This is a genomic window from Streptomyces sp. NPDC001594 (genome assembly GCF_042893675.1).
In the GTDB taxonomy this organism is placed as follows: Bacteria; Actinomycetota; Actinomycetes; order Streptomycetales; family Streptomycetaceae; genus Streptomyces.
This window is the reverse complement of record NZ_JBIAVB010000008.1, coordinates 220255-241789: the sequence shown is the minus strand read 5'-3', so window position 1 is coordinate 241789 and position 21535 is coordinate 220255. Positions and strand designations below refer to the sequence as shown.

Annotated in this window: 16 protein-coding genes; 5 read left to right on the top strand and 11 right to left on the bottom strand. The window is 73.4% G+C overall.

Translation table 11 applies throughout. From position 1 onward, the window contains the following. Positions 1-143: 143 nt before the first annotated feature. Positions 144-1259: an NAD(P)/FAD-dependent oxidoreductase gene (locus ACFY0O_RS18405; protein WP_388947693.1), complete on the bottom strand. Its 1116-nt coding sequence runs from the start codon at positions 1257-1259 to the stop codon at positions 144-146. 78 nt (positions 1260-1337) lie between these two features. Beyond that, the gene (locus tag ACFY0O_RS18400) at positions 1338-3725 is read right to left on the bottom strand and encodes a collagenase (protein ID WP_388947692.1); all 2388 of its coding nucleotides are present in this window, start codon (positions 3723-3725) and stop codon (positions 1338-1340) included. Between the two features lie 172 nt (positions 3726-3897). On the opposite strand from ACFY0O_RS18400, the gene ACFY0O_RS18395 reads away from it, so the two are divergent. Further along, a complete protein-coding gene (locus ACFY0O_RS18395) occupies positions 3898-5274 on the top strand; it encodes an aminopeptidase P family protein (protein WP_388947691.1) in 1377 nt (458 codons plus the stop codon). Positions 5275-5290: 16 nt separating this feature from the next. On the opposite strand, the gene ACFY0O_RS18390 is transcribed toward ACFY0O_RS18395, so the two are convergent. Next, positions 5291-5707, bottom strand: coding sequence for a RidA family protein (locus tag ACFY0O_RS18390; RefSeq protein WP_388947690.1), 417 nt, complete (start codon positions 5705-5707; stop codon positions 5291-5293). Then, on the bottom strand, positions 5704-6828 hold the full coding sequence (locus ACFY0O_RS18385; protein WP_388947689.1) for an acyl-CoA dehydrogenase family protein: 1125 nt from the start codon (positions 6826-6828) through the stop codon (positions 5704-5706). The genes ACFY0O_RS18390 and ACFY0O_RS18385 overlap by 4 nt, the downstream gene beginning before the upstream one ends. 133 nt (positions 6829-6961) lie before the next feature. Between ACFY0O_RS18385 and ACFY0O_RS18380 the strand changes: the two genes are divergently transcribed. The 3 genes from ACFY0O_RS18380 to ACFY0O_RS18370 all read left to right on the top strand — a co-directional run bounded on the left by ACFY0O_RS18380 (position 6962) and on the right by ACFY0O_RS18370 (position 10486). Further along, complete coding sequence (locus tag ACFY0O_RS18380) at positions 6962-8581, top strand: AMP-binding protein (RefSeq protein WP_388947688.1); 1620 nt, start codon at positions 6962-6964, stop codon at positions 8579-8581. A gap of 4 nt (positions 8582-8585) precedes the next feature. Continuing rightward, a complete protein-coding gene (locus ACFY0O_RS18375) occupies positions 8586-9392 on the top strand; it encodes a PaaX family transcriptional regulator C-terminal domain-containing protein (protein WP_388947687.1) in 807 nt (268 codons plus the stop codon). A gap of 254 nt (positions 9393-9646) precedes the next feature. Continuing rightward, entirely contained in the window at positions 9647-10486 is an 840-nt protein-coding gene (locus ACFY0O_RS18370; protein WP_388947686.1) for a GNAT family N-acetyltransferase, read from the top strand. A 30-nt stretch (positions 10487-10516) separates the two neighbouring features. Here the strand turns inward: ACFY0O_RS18370 and ACFY0O_RS18365 are convergent, their stop codons facing one another. Together ACFY0O_RS18365 and ACFY0O_RS18360 are read right to left on the bottom strand one after the other, a co-directional pair. Continuing rightward, a complete protein-coding gene (locus ACFY0O_RS18365; RefSeq protein ID WP_388947685.1) occupies positions 10517-12808 on the bottom strand; it encodes a bifunctional salicylyl-CoA 5-hydroxylase/oxidoreductase in 2292 nt (763 codons plus the stop codon). A gap of 4 nt (positions 12809-12812) precedes the next feature. Further along, a complete protein-coding gene (locus ACFY0O_RS18360; protein ID WP_358891735.1) occupies positions 12813-13640 on the bottom strand; it encodes an enoyl-CoA hydratase family protein in 828 nt (275 codons plus the stop codon). Positions 13641-13891: 251 nt separating this feature from the next. On the opposite strand from ACFY0O_RS18360, the gene ACFY0O_RS18355 reads away from it, so the two are divergent. Beyond that, positions 13892-14311, top strand: a complete 420-nt coding sequence (locus ACFY0O_RS18355; protein WP_388947684.1) for an ATP-binding protein — start codon at positions 13892-13894, stop codon at positions 14309-14311. Between the two features lie 30 nt (positions 14312-14341). Here ACFY0O_RS18355 and argF read toward each other — a convergent pair whose 3' ends face one another. The 5 genes from argF to ACFY0O_RS18330 all read right to left on the bottom strand — a co-directional run bounded on the left by argF (position 14342) and on the right by ACFY0O_RS18330 (position 21532). Next, positions 14342-15352: an ornithine carbamoyltransferase gene (gene argF, locus ACFY0O_RS18350; protein ID WP_388947683.1), complete on the bottom strand. Its 1011-nt coding sequence runs from the start codon at positions 15350-15352 to the stop codon at positions 14342-14344. 131 nt (positions 15353-15483) lie between these two features. Beyond that, positions 15484-16710 carry an arginine deiminase gene (locus tag ACFY0O_RS18345; protein WP_358891738.1) on the bottom strand — a complete coding sequence of 409 codons (1227 nt, stop codon included), beginning with the start codon at positions 16708-16710 and terminating at the stop codon, positions 15484-15486. 54 nt (positions 16711-16764) lie between these two features. Further along, on the bottom strand, positions 16765-17232 hold the full coding sequence (locus ACFY0O_RS18340; RefSeq protein ID WP_358891739.1) for a hypothetical protein: 468 nt from the start codon (positions 17230-17232) through the stop codon (positions 16765-16767). 206 nt (positions 17233-17438) lie between these two features. Continuing rightward, positions 17439-19991 carry a polynucleotide kinase-phosphatase gene (locus ACFY0O_RS18335; protein WP_388947682.1) on the bottom strand — a complete coding sequence of 851 codons (2553 nt, stop codon included), beginning with the start codon at positions 19989-19991 and terminating at the stop codon, positions 17439-17441. Further along, on the bottom strand, positions 19988-21532 hold the full coding sequence (locus ACFY0O_RS18330) for a 3' terminal RNA ribose 2'-O-methyltransferase Hen1 (RefSeq protein ID WP_388947681.1): 1545 nt from the start codon (positions 21530-21532) through the stop codon (positions 19988-19990). Before ACFY0O_RS18330 ends, ACFY0O_RS18335 begins: the two co-directional genes overlap by 4 nt. Positions 21533-21535 lie beyond the last annotated feature (3 nt).

The following is a 21535-nucleotide window of genomic DNA, read 5'->3' as shown; positions in this document are numbered from 1 at the left end:
CCGGGGCGGGGTGCCGTCCGGGGCGGGCTTCGATGTTCGGCGCTCCGGGCCGGATCACTGTCGTGGAACTCCCCAGGGCGCCGAAGTCATCTCGTTTTAGCCCCGGACGACACCCCACCCCGCCCCCGCCCCCGACCGCCGTCTCACGGGCCGAAGCGGTCCGGGCGGAAGGGGGTGGGGGCGAGGGGTGGTTCGGTCTGCGTGAGGGCCGCTGCGATGAGGGCTCCTGTTGCCGGGGCCAGGCCGATGCCCGCGCCCTCGTGGCCGCAGGCGTGGAGGAGGCCGGGGGCGCGGGGGTCCGGGCCGATGGCCGGGAGGTGGTCCGGGAGGTAGGGGCGGAAGCCGTGGTACGTGCGCATGGCGCGGATGTCCGCCAGGACCGGGAAGAGGGCCGCGGCTTGGGCGGCCAGTCGGCGCAGGGCGTCGGTGGAGAGGGTGCGGTCGAAGCCGACCCGTTCGCGGGTGGCGCCGATCAGGACCGGGCCCGAGGGGGTGCCCTCCACCACGGCGGAGGACTGGAGGGCCGCCGAGTCGCTGGCCACGTCCGCGATGTAGTCCGCCGCGTAGACCTTGTGGCGGATGAGCGGGGGCAGGGGTTCCGTGACGAGGACGAAGCCTCGGCGGGGGAGGACGGGGAGGGTGGTTCCGGCGAGTTCGGCGATGCGGGCCGCCCAGGTGCCCGAGGCGTTGACGACCGCGGGGGCGTGAAGGGTGCGGCGTGTGGTGCGTACGCCCTGGACGGTGCCCGCCTTCAGGAGGAGTCCGGTGACCTCCTCGTTCAGGTACACCGCGGCGCCCGAGGCCTTCAGGAGGTGGGCCGCCGCGAGGGCCGGCTGGACCTGGGCGTCCTGGGGGTAGTGGAAGCCGCCCGCCAGGCCCGGGGCCAGGTGGGGTTCCAGGTCGTGCAGGGCCGTGACCTCCGTGGCGACGACGCCCGCGGCGCGCTGTCCCTCGGCGAAGTGGCGCAGGGCCTTGAGGGTGGTCTCGTCGGGGGCCACCACCAGGCCGCCCTTGGGTTCGTACTCGACGGTGTGCGGCAGCTCGGCCGAGAGGTCCTGCCAGAGGCGGGCGGAGAGGAGGGCCAGGTCGAGCTCCGGGCCCGCCTCCTTGTCGGAGACGAGCAGGTTGCCCTCGCCCGCGCCGGTGGTGCCGCCGGCCACGGGGCCCCGGTCCACCACTGCCACGGAGAGACCGGAGCGGCTCGCGTAGTACGCGCACGCGGCTCCGACGACGCCGGCGCCGATGATCACGACGTCCATGTCAGTAATATGTCACATTCTTTTGGTGGTGCCTAGGGCCGGTTCCGCCCCCCGCCGGAACCGGCCCCGGGCGCGGGGTCAGCTGCGGAGGGGACCCTCACAGCTGTAGGAGGAGGTGCCCGCCGTCTTGTTGTCCCAGATCTGCACGGGCCCGAAGGAGCAGTTCATGTCCGCCAGGTTGTTGGAGGCCGCGCCGGCCCGGTCGAGGATGAAGTAGTCGACCGTCTCGGACATGTCCTTGAAGTTCTGGTCGTCGCTGCGCCAGTTCTTCAGGTTCGCGGTGATCCGGCCCGTACAGGTGAAGCGGCGCTTGCCGGGGTCGCCGTTCTCCACGCAGTCCGGGGTGTTGTACGTCGCCGAGGCGAAGGAGGACTTGACCGAGGTGAGGGCGGAGTCGCGCAGCTGGTCGTTGGCCGTGAAGGCGGTGTTGGGGACGTAGAGCTGGTCCACCTTGGCGATCTGGGCGTCCAGGAAGCGGTTGTAGTCGCGCTGGAGGTAGGTGTCGGCGCCCATGCGGTTGCGCCAGGCGTCGAAGCCGGCGACGTCGTTGGCGCGCTGGTAGCCGTACATCTCGCGCAGCAGGGAGGGCTTCTCGGTCCAGAGGAACTCGAAGAAGGTGCCCGCGTAGTTGTAGAAGCGGAAGCCGTCGCCGTCGTAGGTGGCGTGCAGGAGCTGGTCGACGCTCATGCGCGGGCCGCCGCCGGCGGTGTCGTTGATGATGCCCTTGACCAGGGACTTGCGGACGGCGATGCCGTTGTCGCGGGTGGAGCCGTCGAAGAACTCGGCGGTGCCCTCGTCCATGGCGGTGGTGCGGTCGCCCTGGTACCAGTCGCCCTGGCCGAAGGTGCCGGGGACGGCGAAGCGGCCGTTGAGGTAGTGCGTGTACTCGTGGCGGAAGAGCTCTTCCAGGGTGAGGGAGGAGTCCTGGGGGACGCGGCGCTGGTAGGTGTAGAAGGTGGCGCCGTTCTCGATGTAGATGCCGCCGTTGTTGGTGCCGTACCCGGTCAGGATCGGGTGGTAGTTCTCGTAGTCGGCGCGGGAGGCGTAGAGCACGATGTTCAGCGTGCTGTTGGGGTCCCCGGCGAGCGGCTGGTCGGTGCCCAGGACGCGGTGGAACTGGGTCTTGACCTGCTTGCTCGCGTAGTAGAGCTGGTCGACGGTGGCCCGGTCGAGGGCGGTGCGGACCTTGATGCCGCCGTTGTCGTAGGTGTAGGTGTTCGGGAACAGCTGCTTCTCGATGTCCTCCTTGCACACCCCGTACGGCTTGCAGGCCTCGTAGAAGTTGAGCCAGGAGACCAGCTTGGCCCACTGCTCGCTGCCGTTGCCCCAGCGGGACTTGACGGTTTCGAGGAGGGCTCCGAGGTCGGCGACGACCTGGTCCTTGAGGCCGTCGACCTGGCCGAAGCGGCCGTACTCGCCGAGGGCGTCGCGGGCGGCCCAGGCGTTGGCGCCGCCCTTGAGGTGGGTGTAGTCCGCGAAGGCCTTGAAGGAGGCCCGGTACGCGGGGTCGGCCTTGACCGCGGAGTGGAAGGCCGCGTCCTGGTTGCCGGGGTAGATGCCCAGGTAGTTGACGGAGAGGGCCGCGAGGGCGGCGCCGCCCCAGGAGGCGTCCTGGCTGGTGGCCGGGTGGGAGGCGTCCAGGGTGGCCAGGACCTTCTTGATCAGGCCGAGCTGGTGCTGGCGCAGGCCGGGGGCGCTGCCCGCGTAGAGGGCCTCGCGCAGGGTGCGGGCGTTGGAGGCGGTGGCGTCGAAGGTGTGGGCGGCGCCCCCGAAGTCGGCGATGGCCTGGCGCATGGCGTCGACGGTGGGGGCGTCGGTGACGTCGATCTCGGTGCGCGAGTAGTCGTGGTAGGCCACGGCGTGCAGGTAGGTGAACATCTCCTCCAGGTGGGAGGAGTTCCGGCCGTCGTGGGCGGCGGCCAGGCTGGATATCCGGCGGGAGACGGCCTGGACGTGGGCGTCGGACATGACGGGCGCGAGGCGCGCGTCCCAGGTCCATATGAGGGTGCGCAGGCAGCCGTCGGCGGTGACGGCCGGGTCGGCGAGGAAGTCTGCGAACTTCTCCGGGCTGAGGCCGGTGATCCCGTCAAGGGTGCAGGGGACGCCCGCGGCGACGCTCTTGGCGGTGGGCGCGGCCTGGGCGGTGGCCGCCTTGCGGCTCTTGTCGGCGCCGGGGGCCGGGTCGGCGGCGCCGGGGACCCGGTTGTCGGCGACGGACTTGCCGCCGGGGGCCGGGGCGGGGGCCGGGGCGAGCTGCTTGGCGTCGGCGAGGCGGTCGACCTCGTCGAAGGGGTTCGGCGCGGCGGCCGGGCCGGCGGCGAAGGCGGCGGGCGCCGACGCGGCGGGTACGGCGGCGGGGGTGCCCCGCTCGGCGGCCTGGGTCACTGCCTGGCCGGCGGTGGCGAGGAGGGTGACCGTGACGGCGGCGGAGAGGAGAGACGTACGCACAGCTCTGTGCTGGGACACCTTGATGCTCCTGTGGGAAGGGAGGTGGGGGTAGTGGTGCGTGAACTGCCCTGCGTCACACGGCGTTTGACGGGGATTAACGTGCCGCGGTGTGAGCTGTAACATAGTAATGTGAAATTGCACTGACAAGACCTGTGCGCACACCAGTTCAGTCCTTCTCGAGGGAGCCTCCGTGACCGACACCCCCTCCCGCCTGAACACCGGCAGCCACGACCTTCCGGTATCGGCAGAGTTGTCCCGCTTCATGGCCGGGAATTGGGCACCCTCACCGCTGCCGGCCGGCTCCCGGGTGACCGCGTACGAGGTCACCCCCGCCCGGCGCGCCCGGCTGTCCGCCCGCTTCCCCGGCGAGCGGCTGATCGTCCCGGCCGGTGAGCTGAAGGTCCGCTCCAACGACTGCGACTTCCGCTTCCGGCCGCACAGCGCCTACGCCTGGCTCACCGGCCTGACCGGCGAGGACCAGGTGGGGCACGTCCTGGTCCTGGAGCCCGCCGGGGCGCACGGGCACGAGCCCGTCCTCTACCTGCGCCCCCGCTCCGACCGCTCCGACGGCACCGAGGAGTTCTACCGGGACCGCCGCTACGGCGAGTTCTGGGTGGGCCGGCGCCCCGACCTCGCCGAGGCCGAACGGCTCACGGGGCTGCGCTGCGCCCACCTCGACGCACTGGGCTCCCCCACCGGACGCAACGCCGCCACCGACGCCGAACTGGCCGCCGCCCTCTCGGAGCTGCGACTCGTCAAGGACGCCTGGGAGGTCGACCAGCTCCAGCTCGCCGTGGACCACACCACCTCCGGCTTCGAGGACGTCGTACGGGCCCTCCCCGCGGCCCTCGCCCACCCGCGCGGCGAACGCTGGATCGAGGGCGTCTTCAACCTGCGGGCCCGCGCCGAGGGCAACGGCCTCGGCTACGAGACCATCGCCGCCTCAGGCGCGCACGCCTGCGTGCTCCACTGGATCCGCAACGACGGCCGCCTGCACCGCGACGAACTGCTGCTGCTGGACGCGGGTGTGGAGACCGACAGCCTCTACACCGCCGACATCACCCGCACCCTGCCGCTGTCCGGACACTTCTCCCCCGTCCAGAAACAGGTCTACGAGCTGGTGCTCGCCGCCCAGGAAGCCGGCATCGCCGCGCTCCGGCCCGGCGCCAGCTTCCGCGACTTCCACCGGGCCGGCATGCGCGTCATCGCCGAGGGACTCGCCGAGTGGGGCGTGCTCAAGAACGCCGAGGGCGACCTGCACCGGCGCTACACCCTCTGCAGCAGCGGCCACATGCTCGGCCTCGACGTCCACGACTGCGCGAAGGCGCGGGCCGACGCCTACCTGGACGGCGTCCTGGAGGAGGGCCAGGTCCTCACGGTCGAGCCGGGCCTCTACCTCCAGCCGGACGACGAGACCCTCCCCGCCGAACTGCGCGGCATGGGCGTGCGCATCGAAGACGACCTCGTCATCACCTCCGACGGGGCCCGCCTGATGTCGGGAGCCCTGCCCCGCACGGTGGCCGGCATCGAGGAGTGGATGGGCACCCTCCTCGACTCCGCCTCCTAGACCGTCCCCTCCGGGGTCACGGGAGCACCGCGATCCCGTCCATTTCCACCCGGGCCTCGGTGTCCCAGAGGCGGACCACGCCGACCACGGCCATCGCCGGGTAGTCGCGCCCCGCCAGCCGGCGCCAGATCCGGCCCAGCTCGGGGGCGTGGGCACGGTAGTCCTCCACGTCCACCGCGTACACCGTCACCCGGGCCAGGTCCGAGGGGCCGCCGCCCGCCGCCGCGAGGGCCGCCAGCAGATTGGACAGGGCGCGCTCGAACTGTTCCGGCAGGGTGTGGCCCACCACCTTGCCCGAGCCGTCGAGCGCGGTCTGGCCGGCCAGGAACACCAGCCGGCCCCCGGTGACGGCGACGGCGTGGGAGAAGCCCGTCGCCGGGGAGAGCTCCGCCGGGTTGATCCGCTCCGGGCGGCCGGCGCGGTCGGGGCTCATCGGGCCGCCACCCCCCGGTAGAGCTCCTTGGCGATGATGCCGCGCTGCACCTCGCTGGCCCCCTCGTAGATCCTGGGCGCCCGCACCTCCCGGTACAGGTGCTCCAGCAGATGGCCCCGCCGCAGGGCGACCGCCCCGTGCAGCTGGACGGCGTGGTCGACCACGTACTGGGCGGTCTCCGTCGCGAGGAGCTTGGCCATCGCCGCCCGCCCCGGCACGTCCGGCGAACCGCTGTCGTAGGCGCCGGCCGCCGCGTACACGAGCAGCCGGGCGGCCTCGGTGCGGGTGGCCATCTCCGCCACCCGGTGCCCGACCGCCTGGAGGTCGGCCAGTACCCCGCCGAAAGCGGTCCGGCCGGCGGTGTGGGCCAGCGTGGCGTCCAACGCGGCCCGCGCCATGCCCACCGCGAAGGCCCCCACGCTCGGCCGGAACAGGTTCAGGGTCTCCATCGCCACCCGGAACCCCTGCCCCGGCTCGCCCAGGACGTCCTCCCGGCCCACCGGCACCCCGTCGAAGGCCAGGGAGCCGATCGGATGCGGCGAGAGCATGTCGAGGGCCTCGCCCGTCAGCCCGGGCCGGTCCCCCGGGACCAGGAAGGCGGTGATGCCCCTGGCACCCGGCGCCTCACCCGTCCGGGCGAAGACGGTGTAGAAATCGGCCTCGGGGGCGTTGGAGATCCAGCACTTGGCCCCCTCCAGCCGCCAGCCGGTCCCGTCCGGGGCGGCCGCCAGGGCCAGCGCCGCCGCGTCCGACCCGGCGCCCGGCTCGCTCAGCGCGAACGCCGCCACCAGCCGCCCCGCCCGGACCCCCGGCAGCCACTGCTCCCGCTGGACGTCACTGCCCGACCGCAGCACCGGATGACCCCCGAGCCCCTGGAGGGCCAGGGCCGTCTCGGCCTCGGTACAGCCGTAGGCGAGGGACTCCCGCAGCAGGCACAGCTCCAAGGCACCCGAGGAGAAGACCCGCTCCAGCAGACCCAGTTCCCCCAGCTCGGCCAGGAGCGGCCGGTTCACCCGGCCGGGCTCGCCCTTCTCCGCGAGCGGCCTCAGCCGCCGCTCCGCGAGGGCGCGCAACCGCCCGCACCATTGCTCTTGTTCCACTCCGAGCGCGAATCCGGCCATCCGAAGGCCCCCAAGTCCCGTCGTGTTCCTCTATCGCGTCCTGTTGACTGCCGTCACCATCACGATACGCTCTGGACAGATCAGCACGGCCGGCTCCACCCCAATCCGGACGTCGCAAGGGGGCGAACCCGCCTTGGAGCTCAAGCCTTCCGCCCACACCGACACCTTCGCGCGAGACCACCTGCCACCCGCCCACGCCTGGCCGGAGCTCGTCTTCGAGCTGCCCGAACTGGCCTATCCGGACCGGCTGAACTGTGGCGCCGAGCTGCTCGACGCCACCATCGGACGCTTCGGGCCGCAGCGGCCCGCCTTCCGCAGCGGCTCGGGCGAGGTGTGGTCCTACGGAGAGCTCCGCGAACGGGTGGACCGCCTCGCCCACGCCCTGACCACCGACCTCGGCGTGGTCCCGGGAAACCGGGTGCTCCTGCGCGGGCCCACCGGGCCCTGGCTCGCCGCCTGCTGGCTGGCCGTGATGAAGGCGGGCGCGGTGGCCGTCACCGTACTGGCCCAGCAGCGGGCCCAGGAACTGGCGACGGTGTGCGCCATGGCCCGGGTCCGGCACGCCGTCTGCCACACCGACGCCCTCGACGACCTGGCCAGGGCCGCCGTGCCGGGCCTGCGCATCACCCCCTACGGCGGCGACTCCCCCGACGACCTCCTGCGGCTGGCCGAGGCCCACACCGCCCCCTACCCCGCCGTCGAGACCTCCGCCGACGACGTGGCCCTCATCGCCTTCACCTCCGGGACCACGGGCCGTCCCAAGGGCTGCATGCACTTCCACCGCGACCTCCTCGCCGTCGCCGACACCTTCTCCCGCACCGTCCTCAGACCCCGCCCCGACGACGTGTTCGCCGGCAGTCCGCCCCTCGGGTTCACCTTCGGCCTCGGCGGACTGGTCGTCTTCCCGCTGCGGGCCGGGGCCTGCGCCCTACTGCTGGAGGAGGCCGCACCCCGCCGCCTGCTGCCAGCCCTCGCCGAACACCGGGTCAGCGTCCTGTTCACCGCCCCCACCGCCTACCGCTCGATGCTGGACACCCTGGGCCCCTACGACACGGGGGCCTACGACCTGTCCGCGCTGCGCCGCTGCGTCTCCGCCGGCGAGAACCTGCCCGCCGCCACCTGGCAGGCCTGGTACGAGCGCACCGGACTGCGGATCATCAACGGCATCGGGGCCACCGAGCTGCTGCACATCTTCATCTCCGCCGCCGACGAGGACATCCGCCCCGGCACCACCGGCAGGGCCGTCCCCGGCTGGCAGGCCCGCGTGGTGGACCCCTCCGGCCGGCCCGTGCCCGACAACGAGCCCGGACTGCTGGCCGTCCGCGGCCCGGTCGGCTGCCGCTACCTCGCCGACCCCCGCCAGGGCGAGTACGTCCGCGACGGCTGGAACCTGACCGGCGACACCTACGTACGCGACCCCGACGGCTACTTCCGCTACGTCGCCCGCGCCGACGACATGATCATCTCCTCGGGCTACAACATCGCGGGCCCCGAGGTGGAGGAGGCGCTGCTGCGCCACCCCGACGTGGCCGAGGTCGCCGTCGTCGGCCGGCCCGACGAACGGCGCGGGCAGGTCGTGGTGGCCTACACCGTGCCGCGCGAGGGCGCCGTGCTCACGGAGGAGGAACTGCGGACCTTCATGAAGGAGGAGCTGGCCCCCCACAAATGCCCTCGGTCCTTCGTCTTCCTGCCCGCACTGCCGCGGACTCCCACCGGCAAGCTCCAACGCTTCCGGCTGCGCGATCTAGAGTGAACCCGTGGCCGAGCAGCACACTCCGCGATCCCTGATCGTCACCTTCTTCGGCGCCTACGGGCGGTCCTTCGAGGGCGGCGCCGTACCGGTGTCCGCGCTGGTCCGCCTGCTGGGCGCGGCCGGGGTGGACGCGCCCTCCGTCCGCTCCTCGGTGTCCCGGCTCAAGCGGCGGGGCTTCCTCGTGCCCGCTAAGGCCGCGGACGGCTCGGCCGGATACGAGCCCTCCGAGGAGGCCCGGCTGCTCCTGGAGGACGGCGACCGGCGGATCTACGGAGCCGTGCCGGCCTCGACGGAGTGGCTGGTCGCCGTCTTCTCCGTCCCCGAGCAGGAGCGGCACAAGCGGCACCTGCTGCGCTCGCGCCTGGCCCGGCTGGGCTTCGGCGCCGTCGCCCCGGGGGTGTGGATCGCCCCGGCCCAGCTGGCCGAGGAGACCGGACACACCCTGGAGCGGCTGCACCTGACGGCGTACGTGGAACTCTTCCGCGGCGCCCACCTCGGCTTCGCCCCGACGGCCGAGGCCGTGGCCCGCTGGTGGGACCTCGCCGCCCTGGCCAAGCAGCACGAGGAGTTCCTCGACCTGCACGAACCCGTCCTGCGGGCCCTGCAGGCGGGCCCCGAGCCCACCCCCGAGGCCGCCTACCGGGCCTACCTGCCCGCCCTGGACACCTGGCGCCGGCTGCCCTACGCCGACCCGGGGCTGCCACGGGAACTGCTCCCGGCCGACTGGCCGGGCGACCGGGCCGCGGCGGTCTTCTCCGAACTGCACGCCCGGCTGCGCGACACCGGCGCCCGTTTCGTACAGCCCTCGTAGAGTGCTCATGCTTCCTCCTCGTCCGACGGCCCGCCACGGCGGCGGAGCCCGAGTCCTGCTCGCACTCCCAAGATCCCAGCGGCCCGCCGCCCCTTCCTCCCCCGTGCGGGGGGATCGCCTCCCCCGTGCGGGGGGATCGCCTCCCCCGCCCGGGGGAGCGCACCCGTCGCCCCGCACGCCCCCGGCGGCCCAACCCCCGGCCACCCCCGCGAAAACCCGGTGCGGGCCCGCTCCCCGGCCCGCCACGATGGGACATGACCTGGACCTTCAGCACCGATCTGGCGGCCTGCCTGGCCGCCGCGCGCCCGGCCGTGGCAGCGCACCCCGTCGTCAACACCACCCTGCTGAGCGTCATCGACGCCTTGGAGCGGCGCGGCCCGCAGGCCTACGGGGACGCCGAACCCGTCTTCGGCTGGTGGACCGGAGCCGACGGGACCGTCGCCGGAGCCGTCCTGCACACCCCGCCGTTCCCGCTGCTGCTCGGCGTCCTGCCCCCGGAGGCGGTCCGCGCCCTGGGCGCCGCGCTCACCACCGAGCCCCTGCTCTCCCGCGTCACCGACTTCAACGCCCGCCGCGCCGACGCACTGGCCCTGGCAGGGGCGTGGGGCACGCCGACCCGCGTCGCCGAGGAGCTCCGCCTGTACCGGCTGGGCACCCTGACGGCCCCCGACCCGGCCCCCGGCGGCCGGGCCCGGCCGGCCACCGAGGCCGACCTGCCGCTGCTGGCCCGCTGGACCGCGGAGTTCAGCCGGGAGTGCGGCACCCCCGTCGCCCCCTCCGAGGCCTCCCTGCGCGACCGGATCTCGTACGGCGGGTTCCTCCTCTGGGAGCACGACGGCAGACCGGTGTCGCTGGCCGCGTTCTTCCGCCCGATCGGCTCCGCCTCCCGCATCGGCCCCGTCTACACCCCGCCCGCCGAGCGGCGCCGCGGCTACGCCGCCGGGGTGACGCACGCGGCGAGCGAGGCGGCGTACGCGGCCGGGGCCACCGAGGTCCTCCTCTTCACCGACCTCGCCAACCCCACCAGCAACAGCGTCTACCAGCGCCTCGGCTTCACCCCGGTCGAGGACCGCGTCGAGCGGGTCCGCGTCTGAGGCGGTCCGGCCCGGGAACCGCGCACCCCCTCACCCCTTCCCGGTCGGCGGCTTGCGGCTGCCCGCCCGGTAGGGGGCGGGCCAGGGCGCGCCCGGGCCGGCGTACTCCTGGTCGGCGGCCGCGTGCAGGGTCCAGTGCGGGTCGTACAGGTGCGGGCGGCCCAGCGCGCACAGGTCGGCGCGGCCGGCCAGCAGCAGGGAGTTGACGTCGTCCCAGGAGGAGATCGCGCCGACGGCGATGACGGGGATCCCGAGCGCGTTGCGGATCCGGTCGGCGTACGGGGTCTGGTACGAGCGCCCGTACTCCGGGGCCTCGTCCGCGACCACCTGTCCGGTGGAGACGTCGATCGCGTCGGCGCCGTGGGCGGCGAACGCGGCGGCGATCCGCTCCGCCTCCTCGGGTGTGGTCCCGCCGGGGGCCCAGTCCGTCGCGGACAGCCGGACGGTCATCGGACGGTCCTCGGGCCAGACCTCGCGGACGGCGTCGAAGACCTCCAGGGGGAAGCGCAGCCGGTTCTCCAGGGAACCCCCGTAGGCGTCGTCGCGTTGGTTGGTGAGGGGGGAGAGGAAGCCGGACAGCAGGTAGCCGTGGGCGCAGTGCAGTTCGAGCAGGTCGAAGCCGCAGTCGGCGGCCCGTGCGGCGGCCGCCGTGAAGTCGGCGCGGACGGCGGCGAGCCCTGCGGCGTCCAAGGCGCGGGGCACGGCGGAGACGCCGGGCTTGTAGGGCAGTGCGGAGGCGGCGACCAGGGGCCAGTTGCCGTCCGGGAGGGGGTCGTCCATGCCCTCCCACATCAGCCGGGTCGAGCCCTTGCGACCGGAGTGGCCGAGCTGGACGCCGAGGGCGGTGCCGGGCGCCGAGGTGTGGACGAAGTCGGCGATCCGCCTCCAGGCTGCCGCCTGCTCCGCCGTCCACAGCCCCGCGCAGCCGGGGGTGATCCGCCCTTCGGGGCTGACGCAGACCATCTCGGTCATGACCAGCCCGGCCCCGCCCAGGGCCCGCCCGCCCAGGTGCACCAGGTGGAAGTCGCCCGGGACCCCGGCCTCGGCGGAGTACATGTCCATCGGCGAGACGACGACCCGGTTGCGCAGGGTCAGCCCGCGCAGGGTGAACGGGGTGAACATGGGCGGGGTCACCAGCCCGTCGGGCCCCTCCTGCGGGCAGCCGAAGTCGGCCTCGACCGCGCGGGTGAAGCGGGGGTCGCGCAGCCGCAGGTTCTCGTGCGTGACCCGGCGGCTGCGGGTGAGCAGGTTGAAGGCGAACTGCCGGGCGGGCTGGCCGACGTAGCCGCCGATCTCCTCGAACCAGCGCATGCTGGCGGCGGCGGCCCGCTGGGTGCTGGCCACGGCGGGCCTGCGTTCGGCCTCGTAGGCGGCGAGGGCCTCGGGGACCTCGGGGTGGGCGGCGACGGCCTCGGCGAGGGCGAGGGCGTCCTCGACGGCGAGTTTGGTTCCGGAGCCGATGGAGAAGTGGGCCGTGTGGGCGGCGTCGCCGAGGAGGACCACGTTCCCGTGCGACCAGCGTTCGTTGACGACGGTGTGGAACCGGGTCCAGGCGGAGCGGTTCCCGCGCAGCGGCCTGCCCCGCAGCGCCTCGGCGAAGATCTTGGCGCAGCGCGCCGCGGACTCCTCCTCGTCGCAGAGGTCGAGGCCGGCGGCCCGCCAGACCTCCTCGCGCATCTCGACGATGGCGGTGGAGGAGTCGGCGGAGTAGGGGTAGGCGTGCAGCTGCATGATGCCGTGCTCGGTCTCGGCGATCTCGAAGCGGAAGGCGTCGAAGGCGAAGTCGGCGGCGAGCCAGACGTAGCGGCAGCGGCCCGGGGTGACGGTGGGACGGAAGTGCTCGGCGCCGCTCTCGCGGGTGGCGCTGTGCACCCCGTCCGCCGCGACGACCAGGTCGTGGGAGCGGGCCAGGGTCCAGGCGTCGGGGGCCCCGGCACGGAAGCGGAGCCGCACGCCGAGGGCCTCGCAGCGGGCGTGCAGGAGCTCCAGGAGGCGGCGCCGGCCGAGGGCGGCGAAGCCGTGGCCGCCGGAGGTCAGCAGCCGGCCGCGGTGGACGACGTCCACGTCGTCCCAGCGGACGAACTCGGCGGCGAGGGCGGCATGGACGACCGTGTCGGCCCGTTCGATGCCCCCGAGGGTCTCGTCGGAGAGGACGACGCCGAAGCCGAAGGTGTCGTCGGGGGCGCCGCGCTCCCACAGATCGACGGCGTGACCCTGGCGGGCCAGCAGCGCGGCGGCGTAGAGCCCGCCCGGCCCCCCGCCGACGACGGCCACCCGCAGGGCGGGCGGGGCGGAACCGGGCGCGGGGCGGGACGGGGACACGGCGCTACCTGCCCTTCCACTGCGGCGGCCGCTTCCCGGTGAAGGCGGCGTGGAACTCGGCGTAGTCCTGGCCGTGCATCAGCAGGGCCTGGGTGCTGGCGTCCAGCTCGACTGAGGCGGCCAGCGGCATGTCCAGCTCGGCGGTGAGCAGGGCCTTGGTCTGGGCGTGGGCGAGGGCGGGTCCGGCGGCGAGGCGGGCGGCGAGTTCGGCGGCCCGAACGTCGGCCTTGCCCTCGTCGACCAGCTCGCTGAGCAGGCCGATGCGTTCGGCCTCGGGGGCCCGTACGGGCTCTCCGAGCATCAGGATCCGGGTGGCGTGGCCGAGGCCGACGACCCGGGGCAGCAGGTAGGCGGCGCCCATGTCGCCGCCGGAGAGGCCGACGCGGGTGAAGAGGAAGGCGAAGCGGGCGGTGGGGTCGGCGATGCGGAAGTCGGCGGCGAGTGCGAGGACGGCGCCGGCGCCCGCGGCCACCCCGTGGACGGCGGCGATCACGGGGAAGGGGCATTCGCGGACGGCGCGGACCACCTGTCCGGTCATCCGGTTGAAGTCGAGGAGCTGGGAGGTGTCCATGGCGAGGGTGGCGCCGATGATCTCGTCCACGTCTCCGCCGGAGCAGAAGCCGCGGCCCTCGCCGGCCAGGACGAGGGCGCGTACGGAGCGGGTGCGGGAGAGTTCGGCGAGCAGATCGCGCAGGTCGGCGTAGGCGCCGAAGGTGAGCGCGTTCAGCTTCTCGGGGCGGTCGAGGGTGACGGTGGCGATGCCGTCCTGCCGGGTCACCCGCAGGTGGCGCCACCGTTCGGTCGCTGGTGTGGAACCGGTGAAGGGGCTCACGCGTACGACGCTATCACCGACTTGTGACTGCCGTCACGAAAACGCGACAGATGGGGGACGGCAGGTGGGGGCGGAAGCGCGGCCCGAGCCGAAGGTCCCGCCGGGCGCGGCCGTGGGTCCGCCTCCTTCACCCCGGGGTGCCCTACGGGTCGCGCGCGGCGCTCCGTATCGTTGAAGTTGAATCCGGGAGTTCCTGGGGTGCCCCCGGACCTCACACCCCCACCCGACGGAACGGAACGGACGGACCGGTCATGCCCGACGCCTCCGCCTGGCGGCTCGCCCTGCCGCACACGGCCGCCGCCGTACCCATGGCCCGCGCCCTGGTCCGCACCGCCCTGACGGAAACGGAACCGTCCGCCGACCGCGACACCGCGGAGCTGCTCACCGCCGAACTGGTGGCCAACGCCGTCGAGCACACCACCGCGGGGGCGCCGATCGAGCTGGTCGTGGAGATGCTGGCGGACGGCTGCCAGGTGGAGGTCCACGACGGCGACCCGCGGCCGCCGCAGGACCTCGTTACCCGCCCCCACGAGGCAAACCCGGACCCCTGGCAGGAGCACGGCCGCGGCCTGCTGCTGCTCCGGGCCCTGAGCTCGGCCTGTGGCCACCGCCCCACGGAGCACGGCAAGGCCGTCTGGTTCACCCTGTCGGCCTGCGCGACGAGCGCCTGACCGACGGGGCCGGGGGGAGTGCCCGTATGACTATGCGGCGGGCTTCGCCATCGTCGCGACGAGCACGGCCTTGATCGTGTGCAGCCGGTTCTCCGCCTCGTCGAAGACGACGGAGTGCGCCGACTCGAACACCTCGTCCGAGACCTCCAGCCACTCCAGCCCGTGCCGCTCGTGCACCTCCCGCGCCACCTCGGTGCCGAGGTCGTGGTAGGCGGGCAGGCAGTGCAGGAACCGCACGTCCGGGTTGCCGGTGGCGCGCAGCACGTCCATGGTGACGGCGTACGGGGACAGGGCCGCGATCCGCTCGTCCCAGACCTCCTTCGGCTCGCCCATCGAGACCCACACGTCCGTGGCGACGAAGTCGGCCTGCGCCACGCCCTCCGCGACCTCCTCGGTCAGGGTGATCCGCGCCCCGCTGGACGCGGCCAGCTCGCGGGCGCGCGCCACGACGGCCTCGGCCGGCCAGTACTCCTTCGGCGCCACGATCCGTACGTCCATGCCCAGCAGCGCGCCGGTCACCAGGTAGGAGTTGCCCATGTTGAAACGGGCGTCGCCGAGGTAGGCGAAGGCGATCCGCTCCAGCGGCTTCGCGCAGTGCTCGGTCATGGTCAGCACGTCGGCCAGCATCTGGGTGGGGTGCCAGTCGTCGGTGAGGCCGTTGAAGACGGGCACGCCGGAGGAGGCGGCGAGCTCCTCGACCGCCTGCTGGCTGTCGCCCCGGTACTCGATGCCGTCGAACATCCGGCCGAGCACCCGCGCCGTGTCCCGGACGGTCTCCTTGTGGCCGATCTGGGAGCCGGAGGGGTCGAGGTAGGTGGTGTGGGCTCCCTGGTCGGCGGCGGCGACCTCGAAGGCGCAGCGGGTGCGCGTGGAGGTCTTCTCGAAGATCAGCGCGATGTTCCTGCCCTGGAGGCGGCGCTCCTCGACGCCCGCCTTCTTGGCCGCCTTCAGTTCGGCGGCGAGCTCGACCAGGCCGCGGAACTCGGCGGCGGTGAAGTCGAGCTCCTTGAGGAAACTGCGGCCGAAGAGGTCGGTGGACATCGGGACTCCAGGGGGACGCTGACAGGGGATTGCGGAAGTCTATACGATCCCCTGCATTGATATGCAGTCTGGTGGATCACATGTGCGACATCCGCACCTGTGATCACCAGCCCGTCCCCCTCAGCCTGCGCTCAGCCCGCGTCCCGTTCCACCGGGCAGCTCATGCAGCGCGGCCCGCCGCGGCCCCGCCCCAGCTCGCTGCCGGGGATCTCGATCACCTCGATGCCCTCCTTGCGCAGGTGCGTGTTGGTGGTGACGTTGCGCTCGTAGGCGACGACCACCCCGGGCTCCACGGCCAGCACGTTGCACCCGTCGTCCCACTGCTCGCGCTCCGCCGAGTGCACGTCCTGCCCCGCGGTCAGCACGCGCACCTTGTCCAGGCCCAGCGCCGCCGCGATCGCCTGGTGCATCTGCTCCGGCGGGTGGTCGCTCACCTGGAGCTCGCTCGCCCCCCGCCCCGGCCGGATCGTGTAGGAGCGCAGCATGCCGAGGCCCGCGTACTGGGTGAACGTTTCCTCGTCGACCATCGTCATCACCGTGTCCAGGTGCATGAACGCCCGCCGCTTGGGCATGTCGAGCGCCACGATCGCCGAGGCCGACCCGGCGGCGAACAGGCCACGGGCGAGCATCTCCACCGCCTGGGGGGTGGTCCGCTCGCTCATCCCGATGAGCACCGCGCCGTTGCCGATGACCAGCACGTCCCCGCCCTCGATGGTCGAGGGGTAGTCCGACTGCCCCTGCGACCAGTAGTGGAAGGGGCCCGAGCCGGTGAAGAGGGGGTGGTGCCGGTAGATCGCCTCGAAGTGCACGGTCTCGCGCTGACGGGCCGGCCAGCGCATGGCGTTGATGGACACCCCGTCGTAGATCCAGGCGGAGGTGTCACGGGTGAAGAGGTGGTTGGGCAGCGGCCCCAGCAGGAAGCCGTCCGTCTCCAGCGCGTGGAAGCGCACCGACACCGGCTCGCTGTGCCGCTCCAGGAACTCCCGTTTCGTCATGCCGCCCACCAGCGCCTCCGCCAGCTCGGCCGAGGTCAGTCCGTCGAAGACCGAGCGCAGGTGGTCGGTGGCGAGGGGTCCGTACTCCTTCTCGTCGAAGACCCGGTCCAGGACGAGGTGGCGGGCCTCGGTGATGTCGAGGACCTCGCGGAGCAGGTCGCCGAAGAGGTGGACGGCCACGCCCCGGTCGCGCAGCACGTCGGCGAAGCCGTCGTGCTCCTGGCGGGCCCGGCGCACCCACAGCACGTCGTCGAAGAGCAGGGCGTCCTTGTTGCTGGGTGTGAGGCGCTTCAGCTCCAGGTCGGGGCGGTGGAGGATGACGCGGCGGAGCCGCCCGGTCTCGGAGTCGACATGGAATCCCATGCCGTAGACGTACCCAGACCGGACGGCTTTCCGACCCGGCGTCGGGTGTGCCTCTCAGCGCAGGCCGAGGAGCGCCGACGGGGTGCCGATGAGCTCCGGGGCGACCACGCCCAGCTTGGGGGCGGTCAGGTTCGGGATGCCCCGGTTGCCGGCGTCCGGCATGGTCAGCGGGGCGCCGACGACCGCGCCGGGCGTCCGGGTGAGCAGGGTGGTGGCGGGCGACTCGAGGGAGCCCTCGCCGTCCGTCTCCTTGGAGCCCAGCAGGTTGGGCACCGGGGAGGTGATCCTGGTCAGCCCGAGGTCGGTGGCCACCGGGACCGCCGGGAGCAGTGGGTTGGGGAGCAGGTCGCCCTTGTGGAGGACGGGTGCCTCGGGCGCGCCGACGACCGGCATCGGGACGGCGGTGCCCACCTGCGGCGTGGGTACGCCGAGCGTGGTCTCCACGGCGTCCAGCGGGACACCCACCGGAACCGTGGCGGCCGTGGCCGGGGAGGCCGCTGCGGCCGCGGCCATACAGGTCATGAGCGCCGCAATGCTTCCGCGCGCGGTCATCTTCATAGGTGACGTTCCGTCCTTCCAGGGTCGCGGACATTCCGCTGCCCTGGTTGAACGATCCCGCCACCGGTTTCCCCGGCCTTCTCGGCGAAAGTTCCCCCATACGACCTAATTCCGGGCCGTACGGGGGCCTTCGCTTTACGCGGTCCTCCCGCCGCGCGGCGGGGGCCGGCTCACAGCCGGGGGTCGACCGGCTCCGACTCCAGGGCGAGGACGGCGAACACCGCCTCGTGGACCCGCCACAGCGGTTCCGCCGCCGCCAGCCGGTCCAGCGCCTCCAGCCCGAGCGCGTACTCGCGCAGGGCCAGCGAGCGCTTGTGCCCGAGGAACCTCTGCCGCAGCCGCTCCAGCTGGTCGGGGCGGGTGTACTCCGGGCCGTAGATGATCCGCAGGTACTCGCGCCCGCGGACCTTCAGCCCGGGCTGGACCAGCCGCCCCTTGCCGTCCCGGGCGTACGCCTGGAGGGGTTTGACGACCATGCCCTCGCCGCCCGCCCCGGTCAGCTCCAGCCACCAGTCGGTGCCCGCCCGGACGGAAGCGGCGTCGTCGGTGTCCACGTACACGCGGCGGGTGCGGCGCAGCAGCGGGGCGGCGGACCGCTCGTCGGCGTCGGCGAGGCGGTCCAGCCAGGCCAGCTGCTCGTCGTGCGGTACGGCCGCCAGCGACCGCCCTGCCGCGGCGAGCAGCTGGAACGGCGCGAACCGTACGCCGTCCAGCCCGTCGGTGGTCCAGCAGTAGCGGCGGTACGCCTCGGTGAAGGCCTCGGCGTCGCCGGCCCGGCCGCGCTGGCGCTCCAGCAGCCCGCCCGTGTCCACGCCCCGGGCCTCGGCGGCCGCGAGGGCCGCCACGGCCTCCGGGAGGACCGTGCGGGAGGCGGCTCCCACCGCCGCGTACTGGCCCTGCAGCAGGCCGGTCGACTTCAGGGACCAGGGCAGCAGTTCCCCGTCCAGCAGCAGCCAGTCCGTGCCCAGCTCCTCCCACAGGCCGGCGCCGTCCACGGCGGCGCGGAGCCGGGCGAGGAATTCCTCGGCGAGCTCCCGCTCCTGGAAGAAGGGGCGTCCCGTGCGGGTGTAGACGGAGCCGGTGGGGCCGTCCTCGACGCCGAACCGGGTCCGGGCGGTGGCCGCGTCCCGGCACAGCAGGACGGTGGCACGGGAGCCCATGTGCTTCTCCTCGCACACGACCCGGCCGATGCCGTCGGCCCGGTACTGGGCGAAGGCCTCGGCGGGGTGCTCCAGCCAGCCGTCCTCCGCGGAGGTGGCGGTCGGCGCCATGGTCGGCGGCAGGTACGGCACCAGGCGGGGGTCGACGGCGAACCGGCTCATGACCTCCAGGGCCGCGGCCGCGTTCTCCTCGCGGACCCCGACGTTGCCCAGGTGGCGGGTCTCCACGACCCGGCGGCCCTGGACGTCGGCCAGGTCGAGCGGGCGTCCGTCCAGCCCGCCGGGCGTCGCGGCGGCCAGCGGCCTGACCGGCTCGTACCAGACCCTCTCGGCCGGTACGTCGACCAGTTCGCGCTCGGGCCAGCGCAGGGCGGTCATCCGGCCGCCGAAGACGGCGCCGGTGTCGAGGCAGATGGTGTTGTTGATCCAGGAGGTGTCCGGGACCGGGGTGTGGCCGTAGACCACGGCGGCCTTGCCCCGGTAGTCCTCCGCCCACGGGTAGCGCACGGGCAGGCCGAACTCGTCGGTCTCACCGGTGGTCTCGCCGTACAGGGCGTGCGAGCGGACCCGGCCGGAGGTGCGCCCGTGGTACTTCTCGGGCAGCCCGGCGTGGCAGACCACCAGCCGGCCGCCGTCGAGGACGTAGTGGCTGACCAGGCCGGAGATGAACTCCCGCACCTCCTTCACGAACTCCTCGCTCTCCCGGGAGAGCTGCTCGACGGTTTCGGCGAGGCCGTGGGTCTGCTGGACCTTGGAGCCCTTGAGGTAACGGCCGAGCTTGTTCTCGTGGTTCCCGGGCACGCACAGCGCGTTGCCGGACCCCACCATGCCCATCACCCGGCGCAGCACGCCCGGGCTGTCCGGCCCGCGGTCGACGAGGTCTCCGACGAAGACCGCGGTACGGCCGGCGGGGTGGACCCCGTCCTCGTAGCCGAGCTTTGCGAGCAGGGTCTCCAGCTCGGAGGAGCAGCCGTGGACGTCGCCGATGATGTCGAAGGGGCCGGTGAGGTGGGTGAGGTCGTTGAAGCGCTTCTCCAGCACCACCTCGGCGGAGTCGGCCTCCTCCGGGGTGCGCAGGACGTGCACCTTGCGGAAGCCCTCGCGCTCCAGTCCGCGCAGCGAGCGGCGCAGTTCGGAGCGGTGGCGCTGGATGACGCGGCGCGGCAGGCCGGCCCGGTCGGGGCGGGCCGCGTTGCGTTCGGCGCAGACCGACTCGGGCATGTCGAGGACGATCGCGATGGGCAGGACGTCGTGTTCGCGGGCCAGGCGGACGAGCGCGCGGCGGGACTCCTGCTGGACGCTGGTGGCGTCCACGACGGTGAGGCGTCCGGCGGCCAGCCGTTTGCCGGCGATGTAGTGCAGGACCTCGAAGGCGTCCTTGCTGGCGCTCTGGTCGTTCTCGTCGTCGGCGACCAGGCCGCGGCAGTAGTCCGAGGAGAGGATCTCGGTGGGCTTGAAGTGCTTGCGGGCGAAGGTGGACTTGCCCGATCCGGTGGCCCCGACGAGGACGACGAGGGCCAGGTCGGTGACGGGGAGTACGCGGTGGTCCGTACGGGTGGTCATGCTGCCTCTCCCTCCTTCGGGGTGGCGGTGGTCGCGGTCTCCGCGCTCTGTGCGGTCTCTGCGCTCTCGGCGGGGGCGTCGGCGCGGGTGAAGACGGCCATCTGGGTCGGCGGGCCGACCTCGGGGTCCTCGTCACCCACGGGCCGGTACGCGACGGCGTAGCCGTGCCGGGCGGCGACCCGCCCGGCCCAGGCCCGGAACTCCTCGCGGGTCCACTCGAAACGGTGGTCGCGGTGGCGGACGTGTCCGGCCGGCAGGGACTCCCAGCGGACGTTGTACTCGACGTTCGGGGTGGTCACGAGGACCGTGCGGGGGCGGGCCGAGCCGAAGACGGCGTACTCCAGGGCGGGCAGCCTGGGCAGGTCCAGGTGCTCGATCACCTCGCTGAGCACGGCCGCGTCGTAACCGGCCAGCCGCTTGTCGGTGTAGGCGAGGGAGCCCTGGAGCAGCCGGACGCGCGAACTCTGCCGCTCCCCCATGCGCTCCAGCCGCAGCCGGCGGGAGGCGGTGGTCAGGGCCCGCATCGAGACGTCCACGCCGACGATCTCGGTGAACGCGGTGTCCTTCAGCAGCGCCTGGACCAGCCGGCCCTCCCCGCAGCCCAGGTCGAGGACCCGGGCCGCACCGGCCTCGTGCAGCGCGTCGAGGACGGCATCGCGGCGGCGTACCGCGAGGGGCACGGACCCCTCGCGGGCCGCGTCGGCCGCGTCGTCCTGCCCGGCCGCGGTGCCGTCGACGGCGTTGTCGAGTTCTTCGGCCTCGCTGCCGTCGGCCTCGGCGAGGCGGGCCAGTTCCAGGCGTTCCATGGCCCTCTCGGTGAGCCGCTTGTGTCGGGCCAGGTAGCGGGAGGTGATGAGCGCGTGCTCGGGGTGCGCCGCCAGCCAGCCGTCTCCGGCGCGCAGGAGCTTGTCCACCTCGTCGGGGGCGATCCAGTAGTGCTTGGAGTCGTCGAGCACCGGCAGCAGCACGTACAGCTGGCGCAGCGCGTCCTCCAGTCGGAGCTCTCCCTCCAGGACCAGCCCCAGGTAGCGGCTGTCGCCCCAGTCGGGGAACCGTTCGTCCAGGACGATCGGGGTGGTCTCCACGCGGTCCCAGCCCAGCGGGGCGAACAGCCTGCGCACCAGGCCGGCGCCGCCGCGGGCGGGCAGCACCGGGATCTCGACGCGCAACGGACGCGGCTGCCCGGGGAGTTCGGGCCGGGCGGCGCACTGGCCCTTGAGGGCGGTGCGGAACACCGCGCTCAGGGCGACGGCGAGCAGCGAGGAGGCCGCGTACGGGCGGTCGTTGACGTACTGGGCGAGGGTGGCGTCCGGGGCCGCGCCCCGGCCCTTGCCCTGGCCGCGCCGGACGAGCGCGACCGGGTCCACTTCCAGGAGCAGCGCGGCCGTGCACTTCCGGTCACTCGCCTCGGGATAGAACACGTGGGCCGTGCCGTGGGAGGTGGCGAAGGCCTGCGTCTTCCCGGGATGCTTGTGCAGCAGGAATCCCAGGTCAGTGGCGGGTTTCTCCGGGGAGCCGGTCGTGCTGATCGTCAGGAACATGCG